A 19413-nucleotide genomic window follows, 5' to 3' on the forward strand; every position below is an offset into this window, starting at 1 on the left:
AACCAAGTGATAACAAGCCTGATGAATGAATTATATCCACGACCTACTTGTACATAAGTATTAGCTATAACTAGTGTATCAGCAATCACATTTAGCAAAAATCTGAAATAGACGCACCTGTATATGGTTTATTTTGAAATACAGTAAAGTCAATCAGTACGATCTCTTTATTTTTTTCAACTTTGATGAAAACAATAAAACCTATGCAGGCTTGTCCATCCAAAATCTCCACCGTAATTAATAAATACATTCAAAGCAATCATGGTAATGAAAAAATATGATCAAGCCAGTGTAATCGAATTTAAAGTTTACAAATTTTCAATGTCTTCCACTAACGTATAGTACCCACCTTCTGTATCTTTAATGAGATGTTGCATTTTGTTAAAATGTTCCCAAAATTCACTTTTTCCTAACCAATTTTCATTAAAATCAATACTCTCAAAAGTAGTTACCATAATTGCCTTATTATTATCAACAGAACGATGCCAACGGCTACTAATCCAACCAGGAACACCTTGAGTTCTTCAGCTTGTGTAAATACATTAATTCATACTATTGTATTACTTGATTTCATATTCATTATCTCCTGTCATTTAAATTATTTATCTAAATTCGTTAAAAATCGGTAATTCCTTTTATAAAAGGTTCGTCAGTGCTAACTGTCATTATTCTTTATGAAAAAAAACTAGGGAGTCAAATCCCTAGTAAATGTTTGGACACTCTCCATTATAAATGCCCCCAGGGACACGGTTGGATAGCTTTCATCAGCATCCAGGTTGATTATAAATGCACCTAAACTCATCATCATGAACGACAACGCCTGCAGCTCTGGATCTGTGTGAATGAGCTTTCCTTCTTCATGCATCGTGTTAAAATAGTTGGTCAGTATTTCAAGTAACTGTCAATTATTCAGGGAAGTTTCTTTAACCTGCCTTTTTATTGCACTAGAATAGCTTTCCCCTTATAAAGAAAAGCTATCGCTAGTTTAGTACATTTGTCCAAGATTTCTTATAGCTTCGAATTTCTCACCTAATACCAATCTTGCTTTTAATGTCTTTTAAGAATGGTACACTAATTTCTCTTGCTTTATCTGCCCCTTCTTTTAAAATTTAATCCAAAGTTTCTGGAGAAGACATTAATTCATTATATTTCTCAAGCGGTCCTTCAATAAATCTATTCATTACATTAAACAATTCCTTTTTTTGCTTCGCCCCAGCCAACCCCTTTTAAATATTGCTCTTTCATCTTTTCAGTTTCAGAATAAGATGCAAATTCTTTATATAACGTGAATATAATAGATGTATCGGGATCTTTTGGTGTTTCTGGTGGTAATGAATCAGTTTTGATTTTATTTATGAGTTTTTGTAACTTTTTTGGCTCTTCAAAGAGTGGAATTGTATTATTATAACTTTTACTCATTTTCCTACCATCTAATCCTGGTAATATAGCAGTCTCTTCTTGTATTTTGTACTCTGGCAATAAGAATGTTTCCCCATATTTATGATTGAAACTTTCAGCAATATCTCTAGCAATTTCTATATGCTGAACTTGGTCTTTCCCTACAGGAACAATCTCTGTTTTAAACATCAAAATATCTGCTGCCATTAGAACTGGGTAATTAAATAACCCCAGATTAACACCGAAATCTATTTCCTTTTCCGATTTTGTATTGCCAACAACCATCGCTTTGTATGCGTGAGCCCTATTCATTAAACCTTTAGGTGTGTAACAGCTAAATATCCAAGTTAATTCAAAAATCTCAGGAACATCTGATTGTTTATAAAAGATCACCTTATCGGGGTCTAGCCCCAATGCAAGCCAAGTTGCTGCTATTCCGTATGTTAAATGTCCAAACTCCTCTACATTATGACTCTTTGTAATACCATGATAATCTGCAACAAAGTATGCAGGTTTATAATCTTTCACTTTAGCTAGTTCTAAAGATGGCTTGATAGTTCCAATGTAATTACCCAGATGGATTTGCCCAGTAGGTTTGATTCCAGTTAATATTGTTTTTTTCATAAAACCCTTCCTTTATCAAAATAAATACAAAAAGGGCTACCCATCCAAAAAAGGACGAGTAACCCGAGGTGCCACCTTCATTCGCTTACTTTTTATGTAAACGCACTTATCCGTACGGAAACAATAAAATTTCTTCAATACTTAGTCTTTTTTAACGGTAAGACGTTCCGCCAAGACCTACTGCTTATTTCAATCTAGAAGCTCAGAAGCCCATTCAACGATAATCCTGTACTGATTTCCACCATACCTCAGCTCTCTGCAACATTCTTAATGTTTACGCTTCTTCATCATTGCTCTCCTATTTATTAAATTTATTCTAGAACATGGATAAATAAAGGACAAGGCTACATTATAAAAAATACTTTTTTTAGTAATTATTAATTAAGGAATACTAGAATTACTTAGATAAGTGCCCATATACAATAAAATAATCATAAATTATTTATCTTGATATAAGGAGAAGTAAAAAAAAATAAGAAAAGCAATTGATATTGATTATAATGCTATTTTAGATATATGTGATAATCTCTATTATTTTCTTTAAAAAGTTTCATTGTGCTTTTATAATTAGAAATTTATCACCTCCAGTAACAAAAAAAGACGGAGCTTTTTGCTCCGCCTTAATGCTAGAATATTTTTTTCTCATTCAACTCGAGAGCTAATTCTTTAAAGAACTGTAGCGATTCTGGATTTCCCATGGAGTCTTCATTCACTACCTTATCAAACTCGAACCCTAATAACACTTTACGAATCGGGACTTCCATTTTCTTTCCGTTCAATGTTTTTGGAATTTGTTCAACGACATGGATTTGGTCAGGAATAAAGCGAGGGGACACATGCCCTCTGATTTGTTCCTTGATTTTTGCCGTCAATGCAGTGTCCAGGGTTTTACCGGGCTTAAGAACAACGAACAGCAACAGTGAGGAATCCCGGCCAAGCACTTCCCTATCAATGACAAGGCTTTCCATCACCTCGTCTATCGCTTCGACGACCCGGTAGATATCGCTAGTTCCCATCCGTACACCAGAACGGTTGATGGTCGAGTCGGAACGTCCATAAATGATACAGCTGCCCTTGTCGTCGATTTTTATCCAATCACCATGTTTCCATATACCAGGATACGTATCGAAATAACTCTCGTAGTATCTTGACCCGTCTTGATCATTCCAGAAGTATAGCGGCATGGACGGCATCGGTTTGGCAATGACCAATTCACCGACTTCATTAATCAATGTTTGACCATGCTCATCAAAGGCTTCCGCACAAACACCTAATGCCCTTCCTTGTATTTCTCCGATTCTCACGGGCAATGTTGGGACACCGCCGACAAAACCGGCACAAACATCGGTTCCGCCACTGGATGAACTGAGCCAGATATCCTTCTTGACATTCTCATACACCCATTTATAACCGTCGCCAGACAATGGAGCTCCAGTGGAAAAAAGAGCCCTCAATTTGGATAAATCATATTTTCCCATGGGTCTGTTTCCTAACTTCATGGAATTGGTAAGGAAAGGTGCACTTGTTCCAAAGAAAGTCATGCCTGTATCTTCCGCCAATTCCCAAAGGGCATCCATATTCGGAAAAGAAGGACTGCCGTCATAAAGGACGATGGTCCCTTCATTAAGCAAACCGCCCATAAGGAGATTCCACATCATCCAGCCTGTCGTCGTAAACCAGAATACAGTATCCTCGGAAGTCATGCCTTGATGGATTCTTGTTGATTTAAAATGTTCCAATAATATACCGCCATGCCCTTGTACAATTGGTTTTGGCATCCCGGTTGTACCTGATGAATAAAGAATCCACAGCGGATGATCGAACGGAACACTTTCAAAAGATAATTCTGCCTTTTCTTTTAAAAGGTCTTCCCAAGGAATCACATCTGCCAGATTCACTTCCAAAATCTTTTTTTCTATGTAAGAAACCAAAACGGTATGCTTGAGAGTGACCAATTCCTGTTTAAGCTGTGAGACGACTGATGTTTTATCATATACATTTCCATTGTACTGATACCCATCAACCGCCAGTAATACAACCGGTTCAACCTGTTTGAAACGATCTATGATACTTCTTGCCCCAAAGTCAGGTGAGCAACTGGACCAGATCGCACCTATGCTCGCTGTTGCCAAGAAAGCTATGACCGCTTCAGGAATATTCGGCATATAGGCAACAACACGGTCACCGGATTTCACACCAAGTTTCCTTAATGAATGGGCGACAGAAGCTACTTTTTCTTTCAGCTCTTTCCAGCTAACCTCTTGCTGACTGATATGTTCGGAACGAAAAAAAATCGCCGTTTTTTCTTCTTGATCATTCAATAATGCATTTTCAGCATAATTAAGCCTTGCCCCCTCGAACCATTTCGCACCTGGCATTGATTGATCCGCTAAAACCCTGTCATATTTCCGGGCTGCTTTTACATCACAATATTCCCAAATGGAAGCCCAAAATTCCTCCAGTTCATCTACCGACCATTTCCATAATTCATGATAATCATGAAATGTTAAACCTTTCTTTTCTTTTAACCATTTCACATATAGAGTCAATACCGTTTGCTCGATTTGTTCCTTTGTCGGTTCCCAAATGATTTGTCCATCTGTAAGCGATTTCATTTCGTCATCTCCCTTAGGTATCAAATGCGTAATTGAATCATTTCATAATATTGGTAGTTTACTTAAATTGTAATCTATGAGTTTAAAACCGTCAATTTACACTAAACTTAAATATGCTCGTTTCTATGTATGGGCAGGTTAATCGAGAAACATGTCCCTTTCCCTTGTACACTTGATACATGTACCGTTCCATCCATGCTTTTGATAACGCTATATGAAACCATCATGCCTAAACCCGTCCCTTTATTTTTTGTCGTGAAGTAAGGCTCACCTAAACGGTATATTTGTTCCTGTGTCATCCCAATTCCCTGATCTTGAATCTTAATTTGGAAGGTGGTGGCAGCACGAATTAACTGTATGTATATTTCACCATCATGGTCCATCGATTCTACCCCATTCTTTAAGATATTGAACAAGCATTGCTGGAATTTCTTCCTTTCCCCCATGATATAATAAGCTCCATCTTCGATTAGGGATAACTTCAATTCTGTTCGATTATTGTTAGCCAATGGTTTTATGTTGTTCACGACATGCTGAATTTCCTCGGATACCCTTAATCGCTCTGTGTTTTCAGGGCATATGGCAGCAAACGTCAAATAATCATTAATGACATCCGTGGCCCGATCTAATTCCTTCAGTGCAATATTTGCATAATTGACCTTGCTATGGGAAGACACGTCTTCGCTTAACATTTGAATATATCCCCTAGTAACTGTAAGGGGATTTCTGACCTCATGAGATATGCTTGCAGCCAGATGACTAACGATCTGCAATTTTTCCGCTTTCACTAATTTTTCGAGAACCTGAAAATTAGTGAGGATAACTTCCCATAATATGATCACAACAACGATTCCTATGACTTGGATCGTGAAGTATTGTTTCCATAAACTTATGCCGATAGTAAGTTCAAATACTACTGTTGAAATAAACTGTGTGAGAATATGAACAATGAATATTAATGATATACCAATGCAGATTTTTTTACTGACAGACATTTTTAGATAGTATTTAGATATAAAAAACAAGGAAACTCCCATTAGTGGAAAAGTGATGCATGATATATAAAATCCATTATCCCCCCCTGATAAATAGCGAATAAAAAGAGTGATGACTATCAATATGATTCCTAACCGGTAGCCTCCATATAAACCGCCTAAAAGAAAAGGAATCCATCTGAGGTCCCAAACAAAATCCTCTTCTATAACAACGGGAAATAGCATGCATAGAACAAGTGAAAGAATAGGGAAAATCGATAGGAAGGATCCTTTTAATGCATCTAAACGATAGACGTACCTCACTAGATAGCTCATTTGCAATAAAAAGATCGGAAAAAGGATAATTAAAAAGTTAATCAGTAAATCTTTTGTCATAAGATTCATTTTTACACCGAACTTTCGATATTTTTCGAAGATTTAGACAGGTAAATCAATCATAACAAGATAGAGAATGATAATCTAGTGAAATTAACATGCGGGACTAAAAAAGATACAGCTAGAGGGACCAACAAAGAAAGCGGATGATTCAGGGCGCACGAAAAAAACACTGAAACGACGAAGTCATTTCAGTGCCATCAAAAAAATATTCGAATACGAACTTAATAAAGAGCTGACTTTGCGAGCATGGTGATTGTCGCATCGTCCATCGGAGGGTTATGAAGTCCTGCGCGTACATCCCTGTAGTAACGTTGCAGAGGGTTATTTCGTTGTAAGCTTTTGGCTCCGACGACCCTCATCGCTTTATCGACGATGGAAATCGATTTGTTGACTACCGATAACTTAACAGCACCCAATTGCTTCGATAATTCATCATGTTCTTCAGGGTGCCGCACCCATTTTTCTGCGACAGAGTAGAGGAAATGGTGTGCTTCGCCCAATTCCAGTTCCATCTCCCCAATTGTCCGTTGAACATTCGGAAGGTCCCTGATTGGTCCTGGTAAGCTATTGGGAGAATAGGTTTTCGCAAATTCGACGGCGTAATTTCTGGCAGCCACTGCGATTCCCAAGTAGCAAGCCGGTATATGTAATAGCCACGCTTCAGGTTTTCTTTTTTCACCAAGATTGCTTTTCATGACATAATACTTTTCAGGCAGGCTGACGTCATTTAATACCAAATCGTGACTTCCTGTCCCCTGCATGGAAATCATATCCCAAGTTTCTTCTATACTTACCCCCATTACATCACGATGAATTAAAAATGTGCCTAGCCGCTCATCTTCGGGAACCCATGCCGTTACTAGAAAAATATCAAGGACGGGAGAGAGTGTAGTGAAAGTCTTTCTGCCATTCAAATTCCATTGTTGACCCTTTTTGATAGCGATCGTTTCCGGTCGGCCTCCGCGCGCCGGGCTTCCCGTTCCAGCCTCGGATGCTGCAGTGTTGATGAGAGCGCCTTTCGACACTTCATCAAACAATTCATTCATGACTCCTTTTTCCCATGGTCTTTTCTCCGTTAAGGATAGGACCGTTCCGACATGCCAGCCTATTCCTAAGGCTGTCGGGCCGCAATATTGGGCTATTTTTTCTTGGCATAGGAGAAAATCATATAAGGAACCGCCATATCCGCCATCTTCTTTTGCTAAAGTTAATTGGGGATATCCGAATTCCTTTAACTCCTTAATGTTTTCAAAAGGAAATCCCTTTGAATCATCAAGCGCTTCAGATCGGGCGGAAAAGGATTGAATCGCTTCCTCTAATTTTTGTATATATTCTTTTTGCTTCTGTGATTGAAAAAACGACATGAAGATCATCCCTCCTGTAGTAAACAAAATCCTGAACCATCCAGCAGCAGTAACAGAACTGCGAACTCCACTTTATCATATCACCTTAGTGTAGTTTATGATTTGATTCTGCCCATTAAGAGTCAATATCTTCATTTTTATATTCTTTGTTCGCGTTCTTGTAAGCTTCCTTCGCCTGATTAATATCTTTGTTTTCGAGAAAGTAAGCTATCGCTGCTTGCCCGATTCCATATGTGACCGCGCCCGCTACCGCACCGGAAACGGCTAGACCAGCTCCTGGGATGAAACGGACTGCAGCCCTGACACCTTCCCTGACAAGGAGACCGATTCCAACATTGATCCCTAATGCCGCAATGAATTCACTTGCAGTTTTTGTATTGATTTCTTTATCCGCGATAAAACCAATCACCACAATCATCAAACCTTGAATGCCGGTCAAAATGGGAAAATCGGCGAAAGGTATTGGCTCTGCACCTATTAAACCGGCTATTGCCGTAAACGTTCCCACTATCGTCCGCGCGAATTTCTTCTTAACGAATTGGCTCTGCATCGCTTTGGCGGTCTTCAGCTTCGCTTCACTGGGTAAGGCCTCGATCAAGTAATCAGAAAGCAAATCTATGTTCCAACGCATATCATATTCAATATTTCCGTTTTCATCAAAATCAATATACGAACAAATAGGAATGATGTTCAATAGTGGTATTTCACTCTCTTTAAATCGTTTTGACATCAAAGCGATGGCTTCATCAATATTCTGTTTTTTCTTAGGATTGGCATCAAAAGGTGCTTGTTTATAATGTGGCGGATCTAATTCATCCACTTGGGTGACCACACAGATGACGGGTACATCATAATGGTGATTCTCTTTAACGATTTTGCGCAGCTTATTCAACTCTTTTAAATCTTCTTCAACCCTTGAATCCGTTTCTTTTGCTTTAATCAAGAAAAGAAACACATCAGGCTGTTCTTCGGTTACCGCTTTTATCAATTCATCCATTGGTGTTTTTTCTTCGAAATCTTCCGTAGGAGCTTCACTCTCACCCAGTCCCCGAGAGTCCAGCAAACGGATTTTGGGCTCGGCATCACTCGGGTACCAGAGCCATTTTCCCTTACCCGTTCCAGATTTAACGGAACTGACATATTGCCGTTCCTGACCAAACATCGCATTGATCAGTGATGATTTTCCGGACCCCCGCCTTCCGACAAGAGCAATTCGCGGTTCCCTTGCATCAACCGTCATCGTTTTAAGCCTTAGAAGCTGGTCGAGCATTTTGTTCTTTTTCGATTGTGAAATGGGCAGCTTATCTACCTGGCCTTTAATGAAACTGAATATGCTTCCCATTTCTTCTTGTTTTTCTACCATCAGTCATTCCCCCTTGTTAAGAAGTTTTTTAAGTAACATTTACCCTTGAACGATTCAATTTAAGCATGTAACTTCAATCTCCTTGCAAAATTAAGGGGCTCCATCTCTTATATTCATTTAACTCATTTAACTCTTTTCTTTTAAGAACATAACGACACTGGCCATGTATTTTTGGATTTCCTGGACTTGAAAGGCTGCAGAATCCGCAATCTGTTTGTAATGATGCTGTCCTTCATCGGTGATTCGTAAATACCGTTTAGTTCGTTTTTCACTTTCCCACCTGCCGACAAGAAGGCCGTTCTCTTCCATTTCATGAGATAAATCGTATAAATAGCCGTTTGAAGCGATCCAACCGAACTGATTTTTAAGCAGATCGCCAATTTCCCCCATATAAATGGGCTTCTTAGTGAAAGCGGCTTTTAAAGTTACATAACGGACAAGGTCTTTCACCGATATAATTTTCGAGAAATACGACCTGTATTCTTCTGGAAGTTCATTAATAACCGGTGGGTTTTCACCAGAACCCCTTAAATCGAACATGAAGCGATCAATGACCTTTTTCACCTCGGAAAACCGTTCCAGGAAATTTTCTTGGTACCATATGTAAAGCTCTTTGCCTTTTTCAGTAATTTGATAATAATTTCTTCCCTTATTCGTATATAATGATAAATGGTTGGATTCGACTAGCGTATTGGATATTTTACATAGATAGTCATAGCTATGCACTTTTCCAGTGAACGTATTTTTTAGGTCCTGATGAATCGCCCTTGGATAATTCGCTTTTATTCTCAAAGAGTGTAGTAAAAAAATCGTTAAAAATTCCCGCTGGCTCAACCCAACCGTTTCAACCGTTGCAGACAGTTTCTCCCCTTTCTTCACAGTCATTACCCCCTTTATATACTGTATATATAACATATTATTAATTTTTTCTTCCTTCCCCTTATTATCCTGTGCTCCCACATAATAGTAAAGTTTTTAATGCCTAACTGCCTAGTACTAATTTTTCGAATTCGATCTATTGTGGGATGATGGAATACAGAATATTCTGTCGAGGTTTATTGTGAAATATTTTAATAAAACAAAAAGAAGAAACGGCACATGATAAGGCCGTTTCTTCTTTTTGTTTACTGTTCCGTTAAAATGATCGGATCTTCTTTTGTAATGACGATGGTATGTTCATATTGTGCGGAGAGTTTTCCATCTGCCGTTCTCGCCGTCCAGCCGTCTTGGTCCATTTTCATATGCCATGTTCCTGCATTCAACATTGGCTCGATCGTGATGACCATTCCCTCTTTTAGACGGGCACCTTTACCTGGCTTACCATAATGTAGGACGGTTGGGTCCTCGTGCATGGTTTTACCGATTCCGTGCCCTGTAAAATCGCGAACAACAGAAAACTTTTCACCCTCTGCATATGACTGGATTGCATGCCCGATGTCCCCAAGACGATTTCCTGCCCGTGCAACTTCGATGCCTCTATATAAAGCATTCTTGGTTACATCCATTAAACGCTGAGCTTCATCGGAAACTTCACCGACTGCATATGTCCAAGCTGAATCCGCCAAACCTCCGTTAAGGTTCACCACCATATCAATCGTAACGATGTCTCCCTCTTTTAAGGCTTTCTTTTGCGGAAAGCCGTGGCAGATTACATCATTCACTGATGCACACGTCGCATATTTGTAACCGTTATATCCCTTTTGTTCAGGGGTAGCACCATGCTCTGCCAAGAACTTATCGACAAATTCTTCGATTTCCCAAGTCGTGATGCCAGGTTTTATCATTTTTGCAATTTCTCTATGCGTCGCAGCAAGAAGTTTGCCCGCTTCATGCATCAAATTTATTTCTCGTTCACTTTTAATGGTTATCATTTAAAATCCTCTTTCGTTTTATAACTTTTCTGATTGAGACTCCTTATTTATCATATGCCTTTTTTTATATAAAAAGCAACCAAAAACCCGGTAAAAATCACCGGGTTAATTAATTCATGACCTTTTCCGTACCTGTAATTCCGAGAAAAATAAGCTTTTGAATTACAAAAATGATAAAAATGAAAGCTAACTTTTACGTTTTCCTTTACCCATTTGCTCAATGATTATTTTTCCGGGGGTGAATTACCTACAACATTATAATCACTATGGGACTTAATTGTCTCGAAAATTCTATATAGGTCCATGAGCATTAATTGGATACAGATTTCCATTTAACGCAAATGAAACTCTTCCTGTTTCCTCTGATACTACCAATACAAGGGCATCACTTCGTTCAGATAAACCTAAAGCAGAGCGATGGCGAGTTCCAAGTTTTTTTCCCCCTGTTGATCTGTCTGAAAGCGGAAGGACATTTGCTGCGGAAACAATCTGATTTTGACTAACCAATACGGCACCATCATGCAGTGGATTTCCAGGGAAAAAAATTGATTCCAATAAAGAATGGGTTAACTCCGCTCCTATTGAAATACCTGGTTGGATCAAAGAATCAAGAGAATCTTCCCGTTGAATAACAATCAACCCGCCATGTCTCAAGTTCGACAAATTTTGTACGCAAATTGATAATTCGGGATATTTGTCTGTAAATGGTGACAAATAACAGTTCAAATAAAATGTTGCTGCTTTCATATCGATGTATACGAATTTATCCTTTATTTTCTCGAAATTTCCAAGAAGACAATAATTTTCATCACCCATTGCTTCTAAGTTATCCTGTAATGCCGATATTACTTGACGAATTTCCTCTTTTAACATTTGTTTCATTGGTGAAAAATCACAATTGCCATTAGTCACAGGCATGCACCTCCCTTTTATTATTTCACTCTCTTTTTTTCAATAATTCTTGTTTGTCTCTCTAAAAGAACATTCTTATTTTCCCTAGCTCTATTTATGCGTTGTTAATTTTATAATTATGAATGTACTTAAAGTTTGTCTTCAAGATAATTAATTATTCATCTTAACTATCAATCAGTAATGACTTCACATTTTTTTATGTCATATGGACAAGGTAAAAGAATAGATATGTTAATGACCTGTTGATAGATATCTTATAATAAGAGGTGGTATTAGATGCCTAACGTAACAGTATTTGACCATGGAACGTTTGAAGTTGAAAATGGAAAAAAGTTAGTATTAGCATTGGAGGATAACGGTATTAATATTCTTCACCGATGCGGCGGAAAGGCTAAATGTACAACTTGCAGAGTGGAAATACTGGCAGGTGATTTTTTGGAGGTCACACATAAAGAAAAAAAGGTCTTTGAAGAAAAAGGAATGGAAGATCATTTGCGTTTATCTTGTCAAATTTACGTGAATGGAGACATAACCGTTCGGCCGATCAAGACGGTTGAGAACTCTGGACTTCCTGCTGGGACAAGGCCTGCAGACTAAATAGTGGTATCAAAAAACATCAAAATGACTAAAAATAGTTTTTCTAGTCGTTTTGATGTTCTTTTATCTTTTGCTAAATGATTTACTTCTTTTCCATGACCGCAAAGTAATTATCTTCATTATCAGCAAAATTGAAGACTCTTCCAGATGGCATATTCACAAGTTCCCCCACTTTGATATTCTTCTCCGAAAAGTCTTGATATAATTCATCAAGATTATCCGAGTAAAACATTAACGAAGGTGTATTAAGATTTAATTCCGGCTGCATTTTAGCAATGAATTCCTTATTATGCAGGATGATACTCGTTTGTGCTTCCTTTGTTGGGGCTATTTCAATCCATCTTAGCCCTTGGCCGTTATCTTCTTCAGAAATAACACTAAAACCGAATTTTTCCGTCCAAAATTTCAATGACTCGTCTTGGTTATTTACATATAACATGATTTGACCGACTTTATTAATCATTTGCTTATCTCCCTTTCTAGTGGCTCTGTTATTAATGATATCCATTACGTATAAGCATATTGCTGGTTGGAAATATATAACTAATTGAATCGTATAATAAATACAAGATTTAATCAATTTTTACCAAGATTCCATTTACCGACTTTGGGAAGTCAATTTCTTACTAATTTTGCTTAATTATTTCTTCTGCATAATCCAAATAATCTGTATGTGTGAATTCCCTTCCAGATATTGCGCTACCACAGTTAATGGTACTATAACTCTAAATCTTTTATTGGAGTAAAAAACCGTCTATGTTTTAATGCTTATTCAATTCATCAAGTGTAAAAGAAAAATGATATTTTTTAGGACGCTTTCCCGAGTAGTTAAAAAAGGTTGTGCAAACTTTACAAACAGAATTTGCAGGAGTTGCAGGACTTTTCAATTTTCCCCAGAACTTCTATACAGAGTATTTCTCAAAGGAGAGTGAAATGGTGGTTCTATTGAAAGAGGGTTTGTTAAATATATTAGAAGGCAACAGGAGATTAACGATGCGGGTGGTTGAAGCTTTTCCTGAAGAGGAATTATTTCACTATACCCCGGCCGGGAAGCTTCGCCCTTTCGCAGAGATGGTTAAAGAAATCATGAACATTGAGACTGGATATATGCGTGGTATTGCACTTAGTATTTGGGAGTACCCAGATTCGTTTGCTGGAATTTCCACCAAAGAGGAACTAGTTTCAGCATGCGAAGCAGTAAGGGATGATACTAGGAAACTGTGGGAGGAAATGACCGAGGAAACGCTTGCAGTGGTGGAAAAGGATCCCTTTTTCGGTCCCTCACAAAGCCACTTTGACAGACTTCAATATGCCTTGGAAAATGAGATTCATCATAGGGGACAGGGTTATATCTATCTTAGAACGCTCGGAATTGAACCACCGGAATTTTTCGTCAGGTAATAATGAAACATATATCATTAAACTTATAACAACGAATAAAAAATAATAAAATAGGAGTGAGATAAATGTCAGTAGATGCATATCTTAATTTTAATGGGAATTGTCGAGAAGCAGTAGAGTTCTACGCAGAGGTTTTTGGAACGGATCAACCAAATATCATGACCTTTGGGGAAACACCGCCTAATCCGGAATTTGCCCTTCCAGAAGAAGCGAAAGATTTAGTCATGCATACAAGGCTAAATATTAATGGAAGCAATGTCATGTTTTCCGATACTTTTCCTGGTATGCCCTTTGTTGAAGGTAACAATATCAGCCTGGCATATGTCGGTAATGATTTGGATGAAATTAAATCGATCTTTAACAAACTAAGTATAGGCGGCACGGTTGGTCTAGAGCTCCAAGAAACATTCTGGAGTAAAATTTACGGTCAGTTAACCGATAAATTCGGAATCAAATGGCAATTTAACTTCGAGAGCTGAGAAATGAACATGACTCTTTATTGATTAATCTTCAATTTGGATATAGGTCTTTTCACTGGTGAAAAGTTTCTATATCCTTTTTTATTTCCATCACCAGGGGCAAAGATACTGTAACTAGCATAAGGAAATAATTTTTCGTTACCCCTTAGGAGATGCTATATAAAGGTTATTAAAATTAAAGGAATCACCTAAATGACTGGCTAGTAATCGAAAAAACAAATTTTCCTTATAACCCTAATATATTTAAACTGAAAAGGAGAAATTATGAAAAACAAAATTCAAAAAATCACAACTAACTTGTGGTTTGATACACAAGCTGAAGAGGCGGCGAAGTTCTACACATCCATCTTCGAAAATTCTAAGATCGGAAGAATTACTCGCTATGGAAATGAAGGAAATCAAATCCACGGGAAGCAAGAGGGATCAGTGATGACCGTGGAATTTGAATTGGAAGGACAAGCATTCGTAGCATTGAATGGCGGTCCTCAATTCAAATTCACAGAGGCAATTTCATTTATCATCCATTGCGAGGAGCAAGTAGATGTGGATTATTATTGGGAAAAACTTACCGAAGGCGGAGACGAAAAAGCGCAAGTGTGCGGTTGGCTGAAAGATCGATTTGGTGTGTCATGGCAAATTGTCCCTGCGGATCTAACCGAGATGGTAAATGACGCCAATCCTGAAAAATCGGAAAGGGTTATGAAAGCACTGCTTCAAATGAAGAAAATTGATATAAAAACTTTAAAGCAGGTGTATAAAGGATAGGATCCAAGAAACAACTATCTTGCAAGATGTGTTTATTCCAGAAAAGAGTACGATTTTAAAGTAACTAAAACCTAGTTTCTCGTTATTTTAGGTGTGAAATTAGGTTTTGATATTTGAATTTCCTTAAAGTTTTAATCCCCATTTCCCTGGCGATTCCCTATTAGAAAAGAAAAACCTTATTAAGTATAATGACATAAATGATCTAGATAGTTATTAAGGGAGAAATAGAAACGATGGACAAAATATTTACACCAGCACTACAACGTGGCGATGAAATAATAGAAAGAAAAATCCGCTATGACTCCTTAGTTGTGGAATATAACTGTTTGCTGTTAAAAGCACAAAATCAACATGTCGTGCTTTTTCATGAAATCATGGATTCGTTCACGATTAAAACGGGTCTTATAGAATTAACCATTCCTATAGGCAGTTATACGATTGCTCATTATTGGAAAGACCGTCCTTATAATTTATACATTTGGAGAAATAACCAAGGAAATTATTTAGGATCCTATTTTAATATTGTAAGGAATACATTTATGGAGGATAAGTTGGTTTCCTTTGAGGATTTGATCATTGATATCTTGGTGCTTCCGGGTGGGGCACATTTTATTTTAGACGAGGAAGAGTTACCTGTGCCCTTAGAGAAATATGTGAGTGGTTCTGTTAAACAGTCCCTAAACTCTTTACTTGATTCCATTGATATTCTTCTTTCACAAACCATTTCAGAATCCGAGAAACTCTATAAACATAAAGACCTCCTTCCATGGTTGAACAACAAATGACATTGGTTTTGATACTTTGAACTCCGAAATTGTGAAACCTTTAGCATGAACAAAAAGCCTACTTCATTCAGTAGGCTTTTTGTTCTCCCTCACTCCCCATCAGCTTGAGCCGATATACTGTCGGCAAGCTCCTCAATGTTCTTAGATACCTTCGCACTGTATGAGTAGTCACCGTAGCAATATGGGTATCGAAAATTCTCTTTGTCTCCGCCGCAATCATAAAGGGTAGGGTTTTTTTCGACCTGAAGCATGGAAAACTTCTTCGCAAGCTCCTCAGTATGCTTGCCCCCTTTATTCGCAACGAAATCAATATAACCAATTCCCATGTTATATGCTTGAATGATCGTGGCAAAATCCACGTCCTTTTCATTGCCATATTCATTGATTCTCTTAAAATGTTTCACTCCATACTTAATGCTTTCCGTTGGATCTGTGATTGTATTTGGATCAAGACCCACTGACTCAGATGCCTGCATTGGGTCACCGCCCCGTCCTCGGCTTTCCTGCTGCATCAAAGCAATCAATGTCGAAGTATGCTCCTCAAGCCCGTATTTAGCCAACTCGTCCCGGAGAAGTGAACTATACTTTTTCACGTTCGCAAAAGAATCAAGCGTATTTACTGATGTGGAAACATTTTCGGAATTGGGGGTTCGCATGATCTCCTTTATTAGCAAAAATGCAAAGATGAGGATAAAAATGACAAAAATATTCTTTGATTTCTTACGTTTCTTCTTCACACTCTCTCTCCGTTATCTCTAAGTTATATATTTATATCTTAACAAATAGTAAGAGTAATAACTATTTAGAATACCAATTAAATGTTCTTGAAAATGAGATAACTAGCAATGAATTAGTATTTTATCTTTAACTCTTAATTTAAACGCAAGAAAACTTAAAAAGACCTGAGTCACTCAGCGTATGTTTTTTCAGATAATGTGACACCCTATTGTGTGGAGGTGATATGTATGGATAGGAAGAATGATAAAGAAGAAATCCTTGATGATAAAAAGAAAAAAAATAGAACTGAGTTTGGGGCAGATCCTGATGAACAAGAAATGAATGGTCTGTATGGTATGTTGGAAACTGAATATGAAGATAAGCTTCATGATAAAGAAAAATAACGAATGGTTTCTTGAAATTTTGTTAAGCGCCTTGTATGGCGTTTTTTTTTAATGAGTTCATCTGTTTTAGCTTCTGAATCTTTTCTTACGGGTCGCATTTAGGCTATAAACTGATTTTTTACATATGCAAAAAAACGAAAACCCAGAAAGTCTTCGTTTCTTCCAAATTTGAATACGTTTGGTCATTAACTATAAAGGATACCATTAAAAGGGAGTGACCAAATGCTGCCACTCCCTTTGTTCAATTAGTATTGTGAAGATTGTCCGCCATCAATCGGAATGACTACCCCGTTGATGAACTCTGATTCCCCTGATAATAAGAAAGCGACTAAACGGCCGACTTCTTCAGGTTTACCAAAGCGTTTTTTAGGATTCACACTGACGAAATCCGCCATTGCTTCTTCCCAATTCTCCCCGCCTATTTGCCTGAATGAACCTTCTACCATCGCTGTTAAGATTACTCCTGGTGCAATGGCATTTATGCTGATTCCGTATTGACCATATTCTATGGCAGCTGTTTTTGTTAATCCTGCTACAGCATGTTTACTTGCAACGTACGCAGCTTGGTTAAGCACAGCACGAATTCCGCCTACAGAAGCCACGTTCACCACTGCCCCTGATCCTTGTTCTTTCATGATTGGCAGGATGTATTTCATGCCATAAAATACACCATTAATATTGATGTCCGTTACTTTGTTGAAAACGTTGCTATCGTATTCAGCCGTAGGTGCCTGTTTACCTTCGATACCCGCATTATTATAAAAACCATCGACTCTACCATATTTGCTGACTGTTTGGTCTACATAGTTCTTTACTGCTTTTTCATCTGAAACATCTGCAGTGATCAGAAGTACGTCTGAATTTGGTGCAATTTCAAAGATTAATTTTTTTGTTTCTTCCAATGATACATCGTTTAAATCAACTAATGAAAGTTTAGCTCCTTCTTTAGCCATTTCCAATGCGGCTGCTTGTCCTAAACCTGATCCTGCACCTGTAATGATTACTACTTTGCCATCGAATCGTTTGCTCATATGTCAAAACTCCCTTTTTAAGTTATCTGGAAAATCTATTTGATTATAATGATTACCCCTTAAAGCTTAAGAATCCATCATCAACAGGAATGACTTGTCCATTAATGGCATCCGCTTTTTCAGAGAACAAGAACGTTACAACTTCAGCAACTTTTTCTGGCTGAATCAATTTTTTCCTCATATGAAGTTGTGCCAAACTGTCCAGGAACTCTTGATCATCACCAATGATCGGCGTTTCGATAAAACCTGGTGCAACACCGACAACACGAATCCCATATTGCGCAAGTTCAATTGCTCCAGATTTAGTCATGGCGATGACTGCAGCTTTTGCAGCATGGTAATTAAAGCTGCCAATTGAAACCATCGTCCCATATATTGAGGCTGTATTAACGATCGTTGCGCCGGTTACACCAAGCTCCACCATCTTCCTTGCTGCAAAATACATACCATAGTAAACGCCGTGTTGGTCAACATCAACGACTCTGTGGTAAGACTCTGGATCCATCTCTAAAAATGGTTTTACTAGTCCAATTCCAGCGTTGTTGAAAATACCGTCGATGGTGCCATGATTGGCAACTGCAGCTTCTACCATCTCTTCCACTTCTTCCGCTTTAGCTACATCCACTTTCACAAAAGAAGCCGTTCCTCCCTTTTGTTGAATAGATTCAGCCGTTTCTTTAGCAGCAGCATCATTGTAATCCGCCGCTACGACAATAGCTCCCTGTTCAGCTAATTTAAACGCCGTTTCCTTTCCAATTCCGCTGCCTGCTCCTGTAATTACTATGACTTTTCCTTTTAAACTCATGTATTCGTCCCCCTATAATAATGTTTATTGCTTATCAGATTAAAATGGACCCGCCGTCGATTACGAGTTCTTGACCCGTAATGTGGCTGGAAAGATCTGACACTAAGTACATCATTAAATTTGCAATTTCCTGCGGCTCAGCATACCGACCATCCGGAGTCGTTGCTTCCAACTGTTTTCTAGCCGCTTCAGCTGCCGCGGAATCACCTTGACCAAATCCGCTTTCAATCGACCGCATCATAGCTGTGTTGACGACACCAGGGCAAACGGCATTCACCCGGACACCATGGGGAGCAACTTCGACACCAGCAGTTTTCGTCATTCCAAGAACGGCATGTTTACTTGCACCATACGCCACCATGTTTGGCGTTGCGAGTAAACCAGCTCCAGAAGCTGTATTCACGACCGCCCCGCTTTTTTGTTCAATCATATAGGGCAATACATGTTTCAAACCCAAGAAAACGCCGCGTACATTTATTGACATTAATTGATCGAAAACTTCAGTAGGATAATCGACAAGTGGCATGATTTTGCCTTCCCACCCTGCATTATTCAGGAAAATATCGATTTTTCCATAAGAATCTATCGTTTTTTGGACATAATTTTTTATATCGTCTTCATTTGTAACATCGGCTTTAACGAACTTCGCTTCGCCGCCTTTTTCTTTGATTTCATTTACCGTTAACATGCCAGCCTCTTCAGAAAGGTCTACAACAACCACTTTGGCTCCATTCTCAGAAAGTGTAATAGAAGCTGCCCGGCCGATACCCCCGCCGCCGCCGGTAACAATTGCTACTTTTTCTGTAAAATCAAATGCTTGCATAATATTCTCCCTTTCTCCCTTTGATCTTGGTGATGATATTATTGTTTGAATACGATTACATCATAACACTAATTTTGTCGATTGTC

General features: G+C 38.2%; 18 protein-coding genes, 1 pseudogene and 1 other annotated feature. Of the genes and pseudogenes, 6 read left to right on the plus strand and 13 right to left on the minus strand.

What is annotated here, in order from left to right:
- Positions 1-1025: 1025 nt before the first annotated feature.
- From ACFX4I_RS16725 to cdaS, 8 genes and pseudogenes are all read right to left on the minus strand, one after another.
- Positions 1026-2022: pseudogene (locus tag ACFX4I_RS16725) on the minus strand (tryptophan--tRNA ligase).
- Positions 2023-2069: 47 nt separating this feature from the next.
- Positions 2070-2322: a binding site (T-box leader), on the minus strand.
- Between the two features lie 326 nt (positions 2323-2648).
- Entirely contained in the window at positions 2649-4637 is a 1989-nt protein-coding gene (locus tag ACFX4I_RS16730; RefSeq protein ID WP_377421855.1) for an acetoacetate--CoA ligase, read from the minus strand.
- A gap of 107 nt (positions 4638-4744) precedes the next feature.
- Entirely contained in the window at positions 4745-6016 is a 1272-nt protein-coding gene (locus ACFX4I_RS16735) for an ATP-binding protein (protein ID WP_377421857.1), read from the minus strand.
- 215 nt (positions 6017-6231) lie between these two features.
- The gene (locus tag ACFX4I_RS16740; protein WP_377421859.1) at positions 6232-7374 is read right to left on the minus strand and encodes an acyl-CoA dehydrogenase family protein; all 1143 of its coding nucleotides are present in this window, start codon (positions 7372-7374) and stop codon (positions 6232-6234) included.
- Between the two features lie 115 nt (positions 7375-7489).
- Positions 7490-8737, minus strand: a complete 1248-nt coding sequence (locus ACFX4I_RS16745) for a GTPase family protein (RefSeq protein ID WP_230302897.1) — start codon at positions 8735-8737, stop codon at positions 7490-7492.
- Positions 8738-8863: 126 nt separating this feature from the next.
- The gene (locus ACFX4I_RS16750) at positions 8864-9616 is read right to left on the minus strand and encodes a PadR family transcriptional regulator (RefSeq protein ID WP_181762328.1); all 753 of its coding nucleotides are present in this window, start codon (positions 9614-9616) and stop codon (positions 8864-8866) included.
- 245 nt (positions 9617-9861) lie between these two features.
- Positions 9862-10608 carry a type I methionyl aminopeptidase gene (map, locus tag ACFX4I_RS16755; RefSeq protein ID WP_377421861.1) on the minus strand — a complete coding sequence of 249 codons (747 nt, stop codon included), beginning with the start codon at positions 10606-10608 and terminating at the stop codon, positions 9862-9864.
- Positions 10609-10899: 291 nt separating this feature from the next.
- Positions 10900-11526: a sporulation-specific diadenylate cyclase CdaS gene (cdaS, locus tag ACFX4I_RS16760; protein WP_377421863.1), complete on the minus strand. Its 627-nt coding sequence runs from the start codon at positions 11524-11526 to the stop codon at positions 10900-10902.
- Between the two features lie 270 nt (positions 11527-11796).
- Here cdaS and ACFX4I_RS16765 point away from each other — a divergent pair, with 270 nt between their 5' ends.
- Entirely contained in the window at positions 11797-12117 is a 321-nt protein-coding gene (locus ACFX4I_RS16765; RefSeq protein ID WP_377421865.1) for a 2Fe-2S iron-sulfur cluster-binding protein, read from the plus strand.
- 82 nt (positions 12118-12199) lie between these two features.
- Here the strand turns inward: ACFX4I_RS16765 and ACFX4I_RS16770 are convergent, their stop codons facing one another.
- Entirely contained in the window at positions 12200-12580 is a 381-nt protein-coding gene (locus ACFX4I_RS16770; protein WP_230302894.1) for a VOC family protein, read from the minus strand.
- A gap of 470 nt (positions 12581-13050) precedes the next feature.
- Here ACFX4I_RS16770 and ACFX4I_RS16775 point away from each other — a divergent pair, with 470 nt between their 5' ends.
- The 4 genes from ACFX4I_RS16775 to ACFX4I_RS16790 all read left to right on the plus strand — a co-directional run bounded on the left by ACFX4I_RS16775 (position 13051) and on the right by ACFX4I_RS16790 (position 15547).
- Positions 13051-13518: a DinB family protein gene (locus ACFX4I_RS16775; protein WP_230302893.1), complete on the plus strand. Its 468-nt coding sequence runs from the start codon at positions 13051-13053 to the stop codon at positions 13516-13518.
- Positions 13519-13583: 65 nt separating this feature from the next.
- Positions 13584-13997 carry a VOC family protein gene (locus ACFX4I_RS16780; protein WP_377421868.1) on the plus strand — a complete coding sequence of 138 codons (414 nt, stop codon included), beginning with the start codon at positions 13584-13586 and terminating at the stop codon, positions 13995-13997.
- 264 nt (positions 13998-14261) lie between these two features.
- The gene (locus tag ACFX4I_RS16785; RefSeq protein WP_377421870.1) at positions 14262-14762 is read left to right on the plus strand and encodes a VOC family protein; all 501 of its coding nucleotides are present in this window, start codon (positions 14262-14264) and stop codon (positions 14760-14762) included.
- 233 nt (positions 14763-14995) lie between these two features.
- Entirely contained in the window at positions 14996-15547 is a 552-nt protein-coding gene (locus ACFX4I_RS16790) for a DUF402 domain-containing protein (protein WP_377421872.1), read from the plus strand.
- 89 nt (positions 15548-15636) lie between these two features.
- Here the strand turns inward: ACFX4I_RS16790 and ACFX4I_RS16795 are convergent, their stop codons facing one another.
- Positions 15637-16284: a lysozyme family protein gene (locus tag ACFX4I_RS16795; protein WP_230302889.1), complete on the minus strand. Its 648-nt coding sequence runs from the start codon at positions 16282-16284 to the stop codon at positions 15637-15639.
- A gap of 228 nt (positions 16285-16512) precedes the next feature.
- Here ACFX4I_RS16795 and ACFX4I_RS16800 point away from each other — a divergent pair, with 228 nt between their 5' ends.
- Entirely contained in the window at positions 16513-16668 is a 156-nt protein-coding gene (locus ACFX4I_RS16800) for a DUF4021 domain-containing protein (protein WP_230302888.1), read from the plus strand.
- 245 nt (positions 16669-16913) lie between these two features.
- Here the strand turns inward: ACFX4I_RS16800 and ACFX4I_RS16805 are convergent, their stop codons facing one another.
- The 3 genes from ACFX4I_RS16805 to ACFX4I_RS16815 are packed head-to-tail and all read right to left on the minus strand — an operon-like array spanning position 16914 to position 19327.
- Positions 16914-17699, minus strand: coding sequence for a glucose 1-dehydrogenase (locus tag ACFX4I_RS16805; protein ID WP_230302887.1), 786 nt, complete (start codon positions 17697-17699; stop codon positions 16914-16916).
- Between the two features lie 52 nt (positions 17700-17751).
- Positions 17752-18504 (minus strand): SDR family NAD(P)-dependent oxidoreductase, encoded by a 753-nt coding sequence (locus ACFX4I_RS16810; protein ID WP_309518967.1) that lies wholly within the window; start codon positions 18502-18504, stop codon positions 17752-17754.
- A gap of 34 nt (positions 18505-18538) precedes the next feature.
- Positions 18539-19327, minus strand: a complete 789-nt coding sequence (locus tag ACFX4I_RS16815) for an SDR family NAD(P)-dependent oxidoreductase (RefSeq protein WP_230302885.1) — start codon at positions 19325-19327, stop codon at positions 18539-18541.
- Positions 19328-19413 lie beyond the last annotated feature (86 nt).

It is taken from the genome of Peribacillus sp. YIM B13472, from assembly GCF_042788005.1.
GTDB lineage: Bacteria > Bacillota > Bacilli > Bacillales > DSM-1321 > Peribacillus > Peribacillus simplex_E.

What these genes read in the sequence shown, in the direction of transcription:
- ACFX4I_RS16730 (WP_377421855.1), bottom strand. Translation starts at nt 4,637, where the DNA reads ATGAAATCGCTTACAGATGGACAAATCATTTGGGAACCGACAAAGGAA.
- ACFX4I_RS16735 (WP_377421857.1), bottom strand. Translation starts at nt 6,016, where the DNA reads ATGAATCTTATGACAAAAGATTTACTGATTAACTTTTTAATTATCCTT.
- ACFX4I_RS16740 (WP_377421859.1), bottom strand. Translation starts at nt 7,374, where the DNA reads ATGTCGTTTTTTCAATCACAGAAGCAAAAAGAATATATACAAAAATTA.
- ACFX4I_RS16745 (WP_230302897.1), bottom strand. Translation starts at nt 8,737, where the DNA reads ATGGTAGAAAAACAAGAAGAAATGGGAAGCATATTCAGTTTCATTAAA.
- map (WP_377421861.1), bottom strand. Translation starts at nt 10,608, where the DNA reads ATGATAACCATTAAAAGTGAACGAGAAATAAATTTGATGCATGAAGCG.
- cdaS (WP_377421863.1), bottom strand. Translation starts at nt 11,526, where the DNA reads ATGCCTGTGACTAATGGCAATTGTGATTTTTCACCAATGAAACAAATG.
- ACFX4I_RS16765 (WP_377421865.1), top strand. Translation starts at nt 11,797, where the DNA reads ATGCCTAACGTAACAGTATTTGACCATGGAACGTTTGAAGTTGAAAAT.
- ACFX4I_RS16770 (WP_230302894.1), bottom strand. Translation starts at nt 12,580, where the DNA reads ATGATTAATAAAGTCGGTCAAATCATGTTATATGTAAATAACCAAGAC.
- ACFX4I_RS16775 (WP_230302893.1), top strand. Translation starts at nt 13,051, where the DNA reads ATGGTGGTTCTATTGAAAGAGGGTTTGTTAAATATATTAGAAGGCAAC.
- ACFX4I_RS16780 (WP_377421868.1), top strand. Translation starts at nt 13,584, where the DNA reads ATGTCAGTAGATGCATATCTTAATTTTAATGGGAATTGTCGAGAAGCA.
- ACFX4I_RS16785 (WP_377421870.1), top strand. Translation starts at nt 14,262, where the DNA reads ATGAAAAACAAAATTCAAAAAATCACAACTAACTTGTGGTTTGATACA.
- ACFX4I_RS16790 (WP_377421872.1), top strand. Translation starts at nt 14,996, where the DNA reads ATGGACAAAATATTTACACCAGCACTACAACGTGGCGATGAAATAATA.
- ACFX4I_RS16800 (WP_230302888.1), top strand. Translation starts at nt 16,513, where the DNA reads ATGGATAGGAAGAATGATAAAGAAGAAATCCTTGATGATAAAAAGAAA.
- ACFX4I_RS16805 (WP_230302887.1), bottom strand. Translation starts at nt 17,699, where the DNA reads ATGAGCAAACGATTCGATGGCAAAGTAGTAATCATTACAGGTGCAGGA.
- ACFX4I_RS16810 (WP_309518967.1), bottom strand. Translation starts at nt 18,504, where the DNA reads ATGAGTTTAAAAGGAAAAGTCATAGTAATTACAGGAGCAGGCAGCGGA.
- ACFX4I_RS16815 (WP_230302885.1), bottom strand. Translation starts at nt 19,327, where the DNA reads ATGCAAGCATTTGATTTTACAGAAAAAGTAGCAATTGTTACCGGCGGC.